The organism is Lacticaseibacillus hegangensis (assembly GCF_003946465.1).
Taxonomy (GTDB): domain Bacteria; phylum Bacillota; class Bacilli; order Lactobacillales; family Lactobacillaceae; genus Lacticaseibacillus; species Lacticaseibacillus hegangensis.
The window spans coordinates 1-15,756 of record NZ_RHOL01000005.1; the positions used below are offsets into that span (position 1 = coordinate 1).

At 49.8% G+C, this 15,756-nt stretch carries 9 protein-coding genes; 7 read left to right on the forward strand and 2 right to left on the reverse strand.

What is annotated here, in order from left to right:
• Positions 1–14: 14 nt before the first annotated feature.
• Both EKM86_RS01830 and EKM86_RS01835 read right to left on the reverse strand, forming a co-directional pair.
• Positions 15–1,031: a tyrosine-type recombinase/integrase gene (locus EKM86_RS01830; RefSeq protein WP_225419334.1), complete on the reverse strand. Its 1,017-nt coding sequence runs from the start codon at positions 1,029–1,031 to the stop codon at positions 15–17.
• Positions 1,003–1,752: a hypothetical protein gene (locus tag EKM86_RS01835; RefSeq protein ID WP_125754812.1), complete on the reverse strand. Its 750-nt coding sequence runs from the start codon at positions 1,750–1,752 to the stop codon at positions 1,003–1,005. Before EKM86_RS01835 ends, EKM86_RS01830 begins: the two co-directional genes overlap by 29 nt.
• 193 nt (positions 1,753–1,945) lie before the next feature.
• Here EKM86_RS01835 and pglZ point away from each other — a divergent pair, with 193 nt between their 5' ends.
• The 7 genes from pglZ to EKM86_RS01870 all read left to right on the forward strand — a co-directional run bounded on the left by pglZ (position 1,946) and on the right by EKM86_RS01870 (position 15,724).
• On the forward strand, positions 1,946–4,462 hold the full coding sequence (pglZ, locus tag EKM86_RS01840; RefSeq protein WP_125754813.1) for a BREX-1 system phosphatase PglZ type A: 2,517 nt from the start codon (positions 1,946–1,948) through the stop codon (positions 4,460–4,462).
• Complete coding sequence (gene brxL, locus EKM86_RS01845; protein WP_125754814.1) at positions 4,452–6,500, forward strand: protease Lon-related BREX system protein BrxL; 2,049 nt, start codon at positions 4,452–4,454, stop codon at positions 6,498–6,500. Before pglZ ends, brxL begins: the two co-directional genes overlap by 11 nt.
• Before the next feature lie 53 nt (positions 6,501–6,553).
• Positions 6,554–8,344 carry a GmrSD restriction endonuclease domain-containing protein gene (locus EKM86_RS01850; RefSeq protein ID WP_125754815.1) on the forward strand — a complete coding sequence of 597 codons (1,791 nt, stop codon included), beginning with the start codon at positions 6,554–6,556 and terminating at the stop codon, positions 8,342–8,344.
• Positions 8,345–8,392: 48 nt separating this feature from the next.
• Entirely contained in the window at positions 8,393–9,436 is a 1,044-nt protein-coding gene (locus EKM86_RS01855; RefSeq protein ID WP_125754816.1) for a hypothetical protein, read from the forward strand.
• 653 nt (positions 9,437–10,089) lie between these two features.
• Positions 10,090–10,926: an aggregation-promoting factor gene (gene apf, locus EKM86_RS01860; RefSeq protein ID WP_379909894.1), complete on the forward strand. Its 837-nt coding sequence runs from the start codon at positions 10,090–10,092 to the stop codon at positions 10,924–10,926.
• Between the two features lie 770 nt (positions 10,927–11,696).
• Positions 11,697–12,431 carry a class I SAM-dependent methyltransferase gene (locus EKM86_RS01865; protein WP_125754818.1) on the forward strand — a complete coding sequence of 245 codons (735 nt, stop codon included), beginning with the start codon at positions 11,697–11,699 and terminating at the stop codon, positions 12,429–12,431.
• 95 nt (positions 12,432–12,526) lie between these two features.
• Positions 12,527–15,724 carry a DEAD/DEAH box helicase gene (locus tag EKM86_RS01870; protein WP_125754819.1) on the forward strand — a complete coding sequence of 1,066 codons (3,198 nt, stop codon included), beginning with the start codon at positions 12,527–12,529 and terminating at the stop codon, positions 15,722–15,724.
• Positions 15,725–15,756 lie beyond the last annotated feature (32 nt).

The following is a 15,756-nucleotide window of genomic DNA, read 5'->3' on the forward strand; positions in this document are numbered from 1 at the left end:
TAGGTGTTCTTTTGTTATACAAAGATGGATCTAGAATCTCTGGCGTTATTAGTATCAACACCAAAAATTCTAGATCCCAGAACTGAGGCGTGAGTATGTCTTAGACCGTGAAAGGTGATTCTGGGGAGCCCTAGTTTGTTTAATTTCTCGGTTAGAACCTTATTAATTTGAGCAGAGACCGGTGCGACACCATCTGTTAAGAACACTGGGGTATTCTGAGCTATTTCGTGATCTAGAATATATTCATTGAGTCGTCCTATTGTTTTCGAATCCAAGGGTATAGTCCGGATTGAGGCTCGATTTTTGGTCTTTTTGAATCCTGTACGATATTTATAGTCCCACGTTTTGTTGATCCGCAGTAGCCCCGTAGACAAATCAAGGTCATCGGGTGTGAGGCCGAGAATTTCGGCGTAGCGCATTCCTGTCACAGCCGCGACGTAGATAATCAGATCGTCTTGATCTGTTGGATCCAGATTATGGATTAACTTTTGCCAGTCCTCGTAATCGAGTGCTTTTCTCCTAGGCTTAACGGATTTCCCGGTGATGACTGTCTTGCGGGTGGGGTCAAAGATGATCACGTGCTCGTCTAGCGCATCCAACAAGGCTGCTCTAATTTGCTTATGAAATGTTGAGACGGTGCGAACTGCGTGAGTCTGTGCAAAATGATTAATGCGATCTTGGTATAGGGAACGGTTGAGATCTTTAAGCTTGATGTCTCCGAAGATCTGGCGAATATGTTCTAAGGTATTAGTGTATTTTCTTAATGTAATGTCGCTCACCGAGCCTGCTTTGTACAGGTTGAGCCAGCGTTCGAAGAAATCTGCCAGAGATAACTCCGCATTACGGTATTGTCGAACATCTACGAAGTCGGTCCGAACTTTGCTGGCTGCCAATTCTGCATCGCTTTTTAGACGAAAGCCAGAACGACGCAGTTTCTTATACTGGCCGTCATTGTCCTTATACGAAATCTCATACTGCCATACTTCTCCACGCTTTCGATAACTAACCATTGATTTCCACTCTCCATTCATCTTTTTCTAAAAGTTGGCGCAAATTTGGCACATAAGGACCATAATGCGCGATTTTTTGCGGATGTGAGAGTGGATGCTCAGCGAAAGTAATTAAAGAATGTTGACGAAAATTTGAAGATATCTCATAGTTGTCCCAATCTGCCTTTGATAGTCTAATACATGAATCTATAACCGTAGAGTCAATATTTAGATCGATTAATACAGGAATATTGTTGATACCACCGCGAGTATGGATAGTTGGATTAAGCATCTTCAGAACATAATTGCCGACCTTCGAGTTCATGAGACCCATTGCATACTTTAAATCAGCACAACTTTTATCCTTGGAGAATGCCTCCATCCCGACGGAATCAAAGATGCTTCCAGAGTCTCTCCACCTCATACTAAAGATTCCGCTGGTTACGTCAGACCAGGTAATCGCTTCACGAAAGTAATAATCTGTGTTCTGAGGACGCGATCTTACTTTTCCTCGGTTATCGGTGAAGTGTTTTATCTCGTAACCATCGCGTTCCCAATTGACAACATAATCATAGTTGCCATACCACTTACGGTAAGCACCGCCTTTATTATAAGGGAACCACTTTAATCCAGATTGATAAGCATCTTTACCAGATGTGGCATTAAAATTGATACTGCCTATACTAACTTCGAACCACTGTCGCAGAAACCGATTGTTATCTGCTGTGGCCAAGCCTTGTCTTGGATCAACCAGCTCTCCCATAGGTGTTCCATTTTCAAAGTCATGTATCAAATTTGAACTAGCCCAGTATGCAATCGGGCTCCCTGGAATCTTCCCAAAGTTCGCTTGGTTAGCTCGTTAATCGAAGACGAATGTAGTAACAAAGTTCTCCCTTGGGTATACTAGGAGTAGTAAATAATCGGCAGTTTCAAAGAAGAATGGGGATAACTCGGGAATGGCAGATTTGAATCTTGACCAGGTCACGGAAGCGCTTAAGGGGATGTTCACACCCAGCAACCATTTTGTCTTCTGGTATGACGATCAAGCAAGCTTTTCAGACAACATCGATGATTTACAACAGCGGCTTGATCAGCCCATCATTCGGATGGCGCCGGATGAGCAGTTTAAGACAAAACTAAAGCTTCTGGAGCTTCAGAAGAGCGGTGAGAGCGCGCTCGTTTATTCACCAGCGCCAATGCCTGAATTAAAGCTGAATTTCCTGGCTGATTTTATTCGCTTTTCCAAAACTTATACCGCCGATGCCACTTTGATGCTCATCAACGAGTTGGGCTTGCCGTCTGAACAGAAGGCTTGGTTAGAAAGCCATGCACAATTTTTTGGCAGCAGGGAACGCAAGGAAAAATTTCAGAGGCTGTATCGGCCAGGCATTGACCCAGGCATGACGGTGCTAGCCGTCTTATCAAAGGCTGACGAAGTGAGACTTAACGCTGTCCTGCGTGCTGTACTGCATAATGGCTCATTGGATGATGATAATGCTATTCTGCAGTTGTTTGCAAAGTATGGATTGCTAGAAACATTCTGGAGCTTCGTTGTGCAAGCATATGGTTACACAAAGACAAAACCAACGCTGCGGGGATTAATGACAGCCATTCTGCTGAACTTTGCTTTTGATGAAGCCCAGCTTGATTTGCCTACCTCTTTTGCTGATTATCAACTGGGCATGGTGAATAACGCCATTTCTTTTGTGCAAAATAGTCGCAATATGATTGATGTCAAGGCGGACCTTTTCAGAATTGCTACGGACGTCTGGCAATTCGTTCATGCTGAGAGTCAATTCAAACGGCTGGATATCTCACAGCTAATTAAGATTGACGCTTTTCCTCAGATCGACATCATGATTGTTCAGTGGATGACAGCTCGTTTGCTAGATGACGATATCGCAGTTCGGGTTGGGGACATGACGCTTAAAGAGGCGATTAACCTTCGAGGTAAGATGGCTTATCACGAGAAGTACGATAGGCTTTATCAGATTGAGTTGGCGGCAGTCACGTTACTGGGTTTTCACGTCAAAGGGAACGCTGAAAACCTAGACGACATGATTGACGACTACACCTCCCATGATTATCGGATCGACACAACGTACCGTGAATTTGTGGTCAGCCTAATGAATGTTGACCCTGATCAGATTGAACTGGTTGAAGGGTTGCGTTCCAAGGTCGAGAATTCCTATCTAAATGATTACCTTGCTCATTCGGTTAGTTCCTGGAATCAGGTGTATTCTCCGCAGGCCATCGTACCTTCTCACCAACAGCGCCGCTTTTATTCCAACTTTGTCACTTCGGAACAGCAACGAACTGTGGTGATTATTTCGGATGCCTTCCGCTTCGAAGCAGCTAAGGAGCTGCAGGCTAAGTTAGATCGGCAAGATAAGTTTGAAACCAAGATGGACTGGATGGTTACGGGCTTGCCCTCTGTGACTTACTTTGGGATGGCGGCGTTGCTGCCAAATCATCACCTTGCGTATCATGGTGAAAAAAATGTGACCGTTGATGGCCAGAACGTTGATAATGTGGACAAGCGTCGAGAAGTTCTGCAGGCAGAAAATCCCGCCAGTCAAGCCATCCAGGTTTCCAAGTTTCTGAATATGAATACGGAAGAACGGAAGGCACTGCTCACGGGTCAACAAATTGTCTACCTCTATCACAACGAAATTGATGTCACTGGGGAAAGTGCCAAGACAGAGAGTAGTGTGTTCAAAGCGGTTGATCACACGATTGACACGTTAAGTCGAACTATTGAATATCTGCGAAATCTTAGTGTAAGTAACATCCTAGTCACGGCTGATCACGGCTTCATTTACCGTTGGGCGCCGATCGATGAGGCCAACAAGACTGATATCAGCAATTTTGAGACTGATAAGAAAGAGCAAAGGTACGCCTTCAGTCAACGGCCGATCGAATTAACCGGGGTAGGGTACCAACGCCTTGGTGACCTGTTGGGAAATGATGATCCAACTTATGTTAACTATCCGACTAACTTCAACATTTTCAGGGCCCCTGGTGCAAGTCAGAACTATGTTCATGGTGGCGCTTCGGCGCAAGAAATGCTGGTGCCAGTGGTTAACATCAAACTTCGTAAAGGACGTTCTCAAGCTGTGAGCGCCAAGATTCACGATGTGACGTCTAGTCGCCGTATCACCTCTCGCCAGATGACTGTCAGAGTCATGCAGGATGAGGCGATCAGCGATGTCAACACACTGGCACATTATTCGATTTACTTTGCCGATGATCAGCACCGTAAGATCTCCGGCGTCACACCATTTGTCGCTGATATTGCGAATCAAGATCCAACTGCCCGAATTAAGAATATTCGCTTAACGCTCACGGAGCAGACTTTTGAAAACGGGCAGACCTACCACTTGATCCTGCATAATGACGAGACCGATGTTGAGTATTCATCGGATTATCAAATGGACATAGTAATCCAAGGAGGGTTCGGTTTTGACATCTGATGAAGAAAAGCAAACTGATCAGAAAGCGCTGCTGGAAAAACTGGAGGAATATCTGCCGGGCCGTTTCGTTCGTAAGGATCTGACTGCTCGGATTAAGGAAGGCGCAAATGTGCCGACTTATGTACTGGAATTTTTGCTTGGTCAGTATGCCAACGGTTCAGACCCAGTCACGATTGAGCGGGGCGTGGAAAACGTTAAAAAGACGCTTGCCAATAATTATGTGCGTCAGGACGAAGCCGAGAAGGTGAAGTCTAAGATCCGTGAAAACGGGTCCTACACCGTGATTGATACCGTTACGGTTAAGCTAAATGAAAAGCTGGATCGGTATGAGGCTAGCTTTAGTAATTTAAATCTTGAAGGGGTACCAGTTGATGAGCAATATCCCAAACAGTATGAACGCTTACTTATTGGCGGCATTTGGTCAATCGTGCGCCTCAGTTACGACCACGAGAGCGAGGACCATTTTGTCATAGATTCGCTGACTCCTGTACAGGTGCCGTCGATTGATATGCAAGAGATCAAAGATGCACGGCAGCATTTCACCACCGATGAGTGGCTGGATTTGCTGTTGCGAACTATTGGGATGGAGCCGGATCAGTTTGATAAACGTGTCAAATTATTGCTGATTGCGCGTTTGATTCCTTTTGTTGAGAACAACTACAACCTGGTTGAATTGGGGCCGCGTGGCACTGGCAAGTCCCATGTGTACAAAGAGTTGTCGCCGAACACGATTCTTGTTTCAGGTGGTCAGACCACGGTTGCTAATCTATTCTACAACATGGCCCGTCATGAGGTCGGCTTGGTCGGCATGTGGGATGTCGTCGCGTTTGATGAAGTCGCCGGGATCAACTTCAAGGATCAAGACGGTATTCAGATTATGAAGGATTATATGGCATCGGGTTCATTTGTCCGCGGGCGAACAGAAGTTCAGGCATCTGCCGGGATGGTTTTTGTTGGCAACATCAATCAAAGTGTGGACGTTTTACTGAGGACGTCCAACCTATTCGAACCCTTTCCTCCCGAGATGGGCACTGATACGGCTTTTTTGGATCGTATTCATGCCTACCTGCCTGGTTGGGAGATTCCTAAGTATAAGCCAGCCTTTTTCACCAAAGGCTACGGATTGATCACAGATTATATGGCTGAAGTCATGCGTGAGCTGCGCAAGACTGGGTACGGGGATGTGATCGAGGAATACTTCACTCTTGGTGCTCAGCTCAATCAACGAGACACGATTGCGGTGCGTAAGACTGTATCAGGGATGATTAAGCTTCTTTTTCCCGATGGCAAATTCACCAAAGATGAGTTGGAGGAAGTGCTTCAATTTGCACTGGAAATGCGCCGGCGCGTTAAAGAACAGCTTAAAAAGATTGGCGGGATGGAATTCTACGACGTGAACTTCTCGTACATTGACCGCGAATCAGGCGAGGAGAAGTTTGTCACGGTACCAGAACAGGGATCGGCCACGCTGATTCCATCAGGTACTGAGAAACCGGGCTATGTCTACACGATTCAGTATGATGACTCTGGCCGACTCAGCTTGTTCAAGCTAGAGTCCCAACAAATGCCGGGCAAGGGCAAGCTGGAAAAAGCGGGGGTTGGATACAACCGAGGCACGCGTGAAGGTATGGATACTGCCATGCGGCGCTTGGAAAGCCATTATGCAGATATTGACCAGCGTATCATGCCCAAGAAACATAATTACGTTGTCCAGATATCTAACCTTAACGGCAATGGAATTAGTGAACATATGGCATTGGCCACATACATCTCACTGATTTCAATTTCGGTCGGTCGGTCCACACTTGATAGCATGGTTGTGCTTGGCGATATGACTGTCGGTGGGTCAATCGACAAGATTACGAACCTTGCTGATACCTTGCAGGTTGCCAAGGATAGCGGGGCGAAGAGTGTGCTGCTGCCGTCCTCTGCGATGTCACAGATGAGCGAGGTGCCGGCTGATCTATTTGGAGCATTTACTTGGGTCACTTACCAAACCGTGGAAGAGGCAGCATTTAAGGCATTTGGTTTAGGCTAGTCGTTCTAGAAATTTAAGTTTATTGTCGGCTTAGCCCCTTTTGGAGGTATCGAATGGCTTCGTTTGAAACATTAAAATATCACGTGCAGAACAATAAGATTGGTGACCTGATTAGTTGGATTAGTGAGGGCAAAATTGGGCTTCCTGAAATGCAGCGGCCTTTTGTTTGGCAGTCATACAAAGTTCGTGACCTGATCGACTCACTATACCGAGGCTACCCAATTGGCTACATCATTACGTGGAACAACCCAGATATCCGACTTAAAGATGGCGGTATTGCTCATGGCAAAACGCTCATGATTGATGGCCAACAGCGGGTCACGGCTTTAACGGCGGCGATTGCTGGTGAAAAAGTGATGGATAGGCGGTTCGTGAAGAAACGAATTCGTATCGCTTTTAATCCTCAAAAAGAAATATTTGCAACCAGAACCCCGGCAATTGCAAAAGATCCGACTTGGATTGATGATATTGCTCAGTTATTTACAGATGGCTATAGCGATTTTACTTTCATCACCAAGTTTGCTGCGAAAAACGGACTTGATCCAGATTCGGTTGCGCCTGCGATTCAGCATCTGCGAAATTTGACAAGTAATGAAATCGGGAATATTCAGCTGTCTGAACATCTGGACATGGATGCAGTAACCGAGATATTCAATCGTATTAATTCAAAGGGAACGGTGCTCTCCTCGGCTGATTTTATTATGTCTAAGCTTTCCTCTGACGATTTCCACCACGGTGATATGTTAAGAAAGGTTGTCGAGTATTTTAGCAGATTAATGCGAGATCCGGCAGCTATTGCAGACATACGCGACAATGACAGTAAGTTTTCGAACTCCGAATATTACAAATGGATAGCTTGGGCTGCAGACGAGCATACTGATCTTTACCAACCTGAATTTGGCGACATCTTTCATGTCATCCTCAACTTTAAATTTGCCCGTGGGAAACATGCAGATTTAATCAGTCTGGTATCGGGTCGTGACTTTGCGACTAAGCAGTATACCCAGGAGGCGATGGACCACACCTATGATTTGTTGGCTGACGGGATTCAGCAGGTCACTGACAAGAGCAATTTCCAGCGTTTCATGATGATTCTGCGGGGCATGGGGATGATTAGCCACAGTAAGGTGAAGTTCCAGGGTACTGGCGCACTAAACTTTAGTTACGCGCTTTATTTGCTCCTAAAAAATGAATACAGTAAAGATTTTTCTCATTCGCAAATTGAAAATATTGTTCGTCGCTGGTTATTGATGTCGATTTTAACGCAGCGGTACAGTGGTGCAGCAGAAAGTCAGAGTGAAATCGATATTAAACAATTCAGATCTGAGGATCCGCTGAGTGTCCTGGCAAGACAAGAAAAGATTCAACTGTACGATGGTTTTTGGTCAACCACATTACCGCAAAAGCTCAACACTTCCAGTTCGGCTTCGAATTTATGGCGTGCGTTCTTAATGGCACAGGCAAAGTCAAACAGTCCACTCTGGTTGGAAGATAACCTGAAGGTGGTTGATGCCGTGACGGAGGAAGGAAACATTCATCATATTTTCCCGCGTGCTTATCTCAGAAAGCATGGGTTCCGGCAGGATCAATACAATCAAATCGCCAATTTTGTCTTCTTGTCACAGCCGAGAAATCTTCAAATATCTGACCAGGCTCCCGTGAGTTATTTACATACTCAAGAAGTGACTCAATTTGCCACAGCTGAGAACTTTGAGGCCAATGCAATTCCTGAAAGTCTTAAGGATATGGATTATACAAGCTATGACGACTTCTTGAGAGAACGTCGTCAGTTGATGGCAGAACGAATAAAGGAGCTCTACTATTCATTTGATGTGAATGGTTAGCGCTGCACTATACAAGTATGTTTTTAAGACGATAGGGGGAAATCTTCATTGGGTTCATTTGGAGTTGTTTTGCCTACAAAAGATCAGCTTCAGTTCGACGTTACCGATTTGGGCCTTTACGGATATTCTTTAGATAACTCACTTGGAAAGAAACTGCAGGAGACCGCCTCCGCTCAGCTAGCATCATCCCTTGAGCAGACCATAACTCAAGCAATGGTGGGACGTGACATCGTCCGCAATTTAGGTAATGGTAAGACTGAGTATGTTGCTAAGTTTTCTGCATTTACGCAGAACAAATTAGATACCGGCGAGTGGAAACTGGGTGTCCACAAAGATTCAGACAGTCTCTATGGTGTCATAGTAGATGCTGTTACGAATAAGGATCGAGGGGTTGTTGACCTCGAGAAAAAAGTCGTCACCCAACTCGGGGACTTACCAGAGCTTTTAGCCATTCAAGGCCAGCTCCAAGCTGTTAGTGACCAAATGGCGGAACTTAGTCGGGCGGTTCAACGTGTGGAGAAAGGACAATATAATGACCGTTTTGCTGGTGTGTTCACCGCTCGGCAGTTGATCATAGAAGGCTTGGCTGCTAACAACGGGCAACTGCGCGATCGTATGCTAATGCAAGCAGTAACAATGGCTTCTGAGACGACCAGTAGGCTGATGCTAGCTCTTCGTGATGATGCCCAGACGTTGTCAGATATCAAGACTAAGCCAAAGGAGGCAGCGCATGTTGAAGAACTGCTTCAAGAGTCACTTGGGTACCTTAATCTCTCGGTGCAGATGAGTTTGGCTGCATATACGGCGTTGGGTGAGGAGCGTTCATTGTTAGCAACTTTAAGCAACTATCGCTCCTTTATCAAACAGGTGTTTTTGGACACTGATTCAGAGGATAAACGTTCACTGGCATGGTTGATTGATAACGGTCATCACGGCGCTGATGGGCAGGTCCAAAAATTGGTTGAATCTGTGAATGAAAGTACAGCTCAAATAATCGGGGATGTTGTGAGTCAGCAGATAGGAGTAGAAAAACATGAAGAAATCGAAGAAGCCACGAATTTGCCTAGTTCCGGGGTGTCACAAGGAGACTAGAAATAGTCATTCCTATTTCTGTACTGAACATCTCAGACTGTTGAGAACGTATGGCGCGCAAGCAGGAATTGGAATTGCATCTGCAGCACTTTTAGGCATAAGCGGCATCACAAAGTCTGGCCTCAAGAAATAATCTCTAGAATATTGACATGGCACAGCAGCCTCTTTGCTTAAATGGCCAAAAGCCCCGATGTGCCTAGATCAAAGAATGGAATTTGGTCATGAAAGCTGACTGGTTGGTGTTTTTGCGACCGATTTGAAGTCCTTGGTGAGTTCGTGCGTATTTCATAACCTTCAGTTCCTTCCGAAATCAAGTAGACGATTGGTGCTGGCAATTGGTTGAGGGGGTGATTCGGTCGGGCATGACCTCGTTAGTTAAGCTAAAAAACTTTTTGTGTGATTACAGAAACGTATCAGTCATGTCTAATGTAAGACTTCTTCTGTTACAGCCTCGTCACACAAAATCAGAATATTACAATAATACAAATGATTCGAAATTTGTAATGCTGCTGTATTCGCTCTGTGACCTTGACTCGTTAGTACAGTCACTGTTGAATCGTTACTGGACAAACACATAGGAGTGAATAATTATCAAAAACTCACATTTAGCATGGCTCTTTACAACGGCAGCAGTACTTGGCACGGCAGTAGTGTTGGGGCAAACCAACTCTGTCAGCGCGGCTACCACCGGCGAGTACGTGGTTAAAGCGGGTGACACACTTTCTGCGATTGCCGCAGCAAATAACGCCAATGTCGACAGGCTGGCTGCAGCCAACAAACTGGCCGACAAAAACGTCATCATGGTTGGCCAGACGCTGACATTGAACGTCGCTGTTCAGGCCCAAGCCGTTTCGACTTCTACCTATACAGTTAAAGCTGGCGATACACTTTCAGGCATCGCTGCCAGCACCGGCGTTAGCCAATCGACTTTGATCAGCTTGAACGGCATTCAAAATGGCAATCTCTTGATGGTGGGTCAGGTCCTTAAACTTGCTGGTGTGCCAGTGGCATCGCAGACTCAGGCGACAGCACCAGTAGCACCAGCTGCCACGACGCAGCAAGCTGCGCCAGCACAGGCCGCACCAGTTCAGAAAGCCGCACCAGCGCAGACCGCCCCAGTTCAAAAGGCGGCGCCAGCACAGACTGCACCGGCTAAGACTTACACGGCACCGAAGTACACGGCTCCTCGTTACGCTGCACCTAAGTACACCGCACCAAAGACGCAGACTGCACAGCCAACCACGACGTATCGTAGCACTGCGACCGGCAGTGAAGCGGCTGCGAAAGCTGCAATCGCCCAGCGCGAATCCGGTGGTTCTTACACCGCGCAGAACGGTCAATACATTGGCAAATACCAACTCAGTTCCTCATACCTGAACGGCGACTACTCAGCTGCCAACCAGGAAAAGGCTGCTGATCAGTACGTTGCTACCCGTTATGGCAGTTGGGCTAACGCTTTGGCACATTCAAATGCTCAGGGTTGGTACTAAAATTAAACCATTCAAAACCGTCGAGACGTTAATGCGTCTCGACTTTTTGTTTTGCAAAATTGCAATCACCGCTGAGGGCGCAGACAAACGAGCAAGTTCGCGGCAGGAGTAAGTTTGCAGCAGACAAGGGTCTGGACCTGATTAAGCGCACAAATTGTAAGCGACGTCTCTTTCGCCTCTTAGGCAAAATCAACTCAAAATCTCCAAAGGCATTGTCAATGCAAACCTTGGCAATCGCGGGACGTTTTGGCTCAAAACGCGATGTTTTTGAATCGGCTCGCAATAAATCGCTCTCGAGGCTGGAAATTCGAAAAAGACACACGACAAATTTATAAATTGGTGCGGGGAAAACTCGAAAGCCACGGCTCGTGAGGTGTTGGGCATTTTGGCTGAATATGGTTTCTTCTTTCATATTCAGTATGGTCGCTGGAGTCCTTGAGTGACGTGGTTTCTGTCCTCATCTTGCGCCAATTTTAAAATTTGTCGTGTGCCTCTTCGGCAAAATCGGGCATGTGGCCTCATTTTTTTTGCCTTCGGCCTCTTAAACGTGATTGCGCAAAAAGCGTAACCGATTTGCTGAAGCACTGAAAATTGACGTCTGGCTCACCAGCAGCTGAGCTGACGTAGTTGGGGGCGATATCGAAAGGTCAGAGCGGGCGCCGATGGACTAATTGGGTGACGGTGCGGGCGAGTGGCGATGCTATACTTAAGGCGCTTGCTCAGGTGAACAAGCAGCAAGCATCCGCACTAAAGTAGCCGGGGAGGGGAAAATGAAAAATCTGTATGATGATTCGAAGTTCTTTGCGGCCTATGCTCAGATGCCGAGAAGCCGGCAAGGCCTCAAGGCGGCGGGGGAGTGGTTGGACTTTAAGCGGCTGTTGCCTGATGTGGCTGGTCGGCGTGTGCTTGACTTAGGGTGTGGCTACGGCTGGCAGTGCCGCGAAATTGCGGCGCATGGGGCAGCCCACGTGCTAGGTGTCGACAGCTCAAAGCGCATGCTGGCAGCGGCGCGGGCGCGAACTGATGAACCTACGATTACTTACGAGCTTGGCGACCTTGCAACCTTTGAGCGCCCGGCCGGCAGTTTTGACTTGGTGATCAGCTCGCTGGCGTTTCATTATGTGGCTGACTTGCCCGGGCTGATGGCGCGCATCGCCGGCATGCTGACACCAAGGGGGACGCTGCTATTCACCATCGAGCACCCCTTGTATACGGCGGAAGGGCATGAACAGTGGGTCACCACTGACGATGGCCGGACGGTTTGGCCGGTCGATCATTACTTTGACGAGGGGCTGCGCGAGACGACTTTTCTTGGCCAGAAGGTGCCAAAATATCATCACACGCTGGCGACCATCGTCAACAGTCTGCTGAACAACGGCTTCACGATTACCGGACTGGAAGAGCCGCGCGGCAGTGCTGAGGACATTGCCACGAATCAGTCGTGGACGCGGGCACCGATGATGCTGATTGTCCGCGGCGAAAAGGTGCCGCAGTCGAACCAGTAAAAGCCGGCAGTGGTGTGAGTTGACAGGCAAAAGCCGCGTACAGCCGGCCGCCGGGTATGTTAAAATCGACATACTGAAACAAAAGGGGCAATCGCATGGCGAGACGGAAAATGCCGAGTATTATGTGGACGCGCGGCGAGAAAATTGTGCGGGCCGGCAAGGTGGAGATCACCGCGGTCGACCAGGGCCAGGAAATCGAGGCGACCGTGTACGGGACTGAGCCGTACACGGTGATTTTGGGTGCGGACGCTGGCGAGGATTTCTGCAGCTGCCCGTATTTTCCCGGCCATGGCTACTGCAAGCACATTGCGGCGGTCGAGATTTATTTCCGCGATCAGAACGAAGACGTTGAGGACGTGATTGAAGAAGGCGACATGCCGATCGAAAAGCCCGTCTTCAAATGGGCGCCGGCCAAGCCGGAGAAGCAGTCCAGCGGCCAGCGCTTTTTGCAGCAGCGCGCGATTGAACCAGCGCCGCTGTTTCACGGCCCGTCCAGCAAAACGGCGGTGATTCCGCTTGCGCTTCAAGTCACCATGGGCGTGGCCAGCGTTGAGACCGAGAACTGGGAGACTGAGTTGCGCTTTTTCATTGAACTGCACATCGCGGCACGCGAAGGCGGCGGGCATTTTTACGTGGTCTCGGATCTGTGGCGCTTCTTCGACGCGTACGAAGCCGAGGCGCGCTTTGACACTAACGGCAAGGCCAGTTACGTGCTGGCGCATAACGCGTTCGACCAGCCTGAGCGCGAGCTGCTGGATTCGATGTCTGAGGCCTACCGTACCAGCCGCGACCATGATGTGAACAACGCCGCGGCGGCGCGCGAGTTGATCCTAGCGCCGGGCAGCTTGCGCGAGCAGACGAAGACCTTTGAAAAGCTGGCCAATTTTAAGTTTGAACCGTATCGCGACCGCTCGTTTCCGCAGGTGGTGATCGCGCCGTTCACCCCGGACTCAGGGCTGTTCAACATGTCGATCAACCAGACACACGCCGGGTTCCAGGTCGCGCTGGTGGCCGACGCAGGGCTGGTGATGCGCCGCGACCGCATGCTGGTGCGCGACGACCACTGCTACCAGCTGACTGAGGCGCAGCTGGCACTGGTGGACAAGCTGCTTGACCCCGGAATCAGTCCGGTCAGCCCCCAGAGTTGGCAGCAAAAACTGAACTTCAGGCCGGACGAGGGCGGTGCCGTCCGCACACTGGCGGCCGCGTTTGCCAAAATTGGCAAGGTGTCTGGTGCCGAACTGGTGGCCGCGCCGGCGATGACGCCACTGTTTGCGCTGGACCGCGACCTGAATGCGATCACGCTGTCGCTTAGTTTTGATTACGGTGGCAAAAAAATCCCCGCCGGGGCGCCGGCCACGCTGAATCAGCCGCGCGACACGGTCAAGGAGCGCCAGGCGGTCGATTACCTCACCAGTCTGGGGTTCAAGCCGAGCAAAACGGTGTGGCGCCTGGCAGTGCCGGATGCCGAAACCATGTACGACTTTTACCAGCAGCTGCTGCCGAACCTCCGCGAAAACGGCAAGGTGACGGTCAGCCCTGCGCTGGCGGCCATGGTCCAGGATGGCAAGGCGCTGGCACCCAAGGTTGATGTCAGCGAAAAAAACGGGCTTCTCTCGATTTCATTTTCGATGAAAGGCGTTCAATCCGGTGAAGTGGACCAGATGCTGAGTCAGATCGACGTCGAGCGGCCGTACATGACGCGCAAAGACGGCTCGCTGGTGATCCTGGACGAGCCGCTGCGCCGTGTGGCCAAGGCGCTGGCCAACCTTCGTCACGGTCAGCTGCATCACGGCAAAGTCGAGGTGCCGGCCGCGCAGACGCTGGCGGTCCAGGCAGCGCTGGGCAAAAGCGCGGACTTCGATGCGCAGGTCAATCGCTTGGCGCAGGACCTGACACACCCGGAGCAGTTTAAAAGCGACAATCCGCTGGCCGTGAACGCCACGCTGCGGCCGTACCAGAAGGCCGGCGTGCAGTGGCTGGAAATGCTGAATGCGCACGGCTTCGGCGGCATTTTGGCCGATGAAATGGGCCTAGGCAAAACCCTGGAAATGATTGCCTTTTTGATGCATCACCTGCAGGCCGGTAAGCCGAACTTAATCGTCGCACCGGCGTCCTTGCTGTACAACTGGCAGGCCGAGTGCGCGAAGTTTGCCCCTGACCTCAAGGTGGCTGTGGTCGACGGCACCAAGCCTGAGCGCACGGCGGTGATTGCGGGGAACGAGTTCGACATCTTGATTGCCTCATACAACAGCGTCCAGCGCGACGCCGCCGAGTACGCCAAGCGCCCGCTGAACTACCTGGTGCTGGACGAGGCGCAGTTTGTCAAAAACAGTGCGACCAAGACACACCAGAGTTTGCGTAAACTGAAGCCGCGGGCCACTTACGCGCTTTCGGGCACGCCAATCGAGAACCGTACGGGTGAGCTGTGGGCCATTTTTGCGCTGGTCCTGCCGGGCCTGCTGCCGAGCAAAAAAGTGTTCGAGAAAATGTCACCGGACGAGGTCGCGCTGCGGGTGGCGCCGTTCATCCTGCGCCGCGAAAAGCAGACCGTACTCAAGGATCTGCCGCCGCTGGTCGAAACCAATCTGACCAACGAAATGACCAAGGCACAAAAGACGGTTTACCTGGCCCAACTCGAACAGATGCAGGTCAAGGTGCGCGGGCTGTCTAGCCAAGGCCTGGTGAAAAACAAGCTGGCCATTTTGGCCGGGCTGACCCGACTGCGCCAGCTCTGCGACACGCCGGCGCTGTATGTTGACGGCTACCATGGCGGCTCCGGCAAGCTGGATCAGCTTGAGGACTTGCTGACTGAGGCGGCGGAAAACGGTCGGCGTGTGCTAATTTTTTCCCAGTTCACAGGAATGCTGGCCAAGATCCAGAAGCGGATGCAGGAGCTGAAGCTGAAGGACTTTCTGCTGGAAGGCGACACGCCGCCGAAGAAGCGGTTGGCCATGGTCGACGCGTTCAACGCCGGTGAGCGGCCGTTCTTCCTGATTTCGCTGAAAGCCGGGGGCACTGGCCTGAACCTGACCGCCGCCGACATGGTGATTCTGGTCGACCTGTGGTGGAACCCCGCGGTCGAGGACCAGGCCATTGCCCGGGCGCACCGCATCGGTCAGCATCACCAGGTCGATGTGTACCGCCTGATCACGAAGGGCACGATTGAGGAGCAAATCGTCAAGCTGCAAACCCAAAAGCGCGACCTGGTCGACCAGATTCTCAGCGGCACCGAGAACAAGGCGATGCTGAGCGATGCCGAGATTCGGCAGATCCTGGGGATCGATGAGTAAGACTAAATACAAGTAAAGGCAGTGGCTGCCTT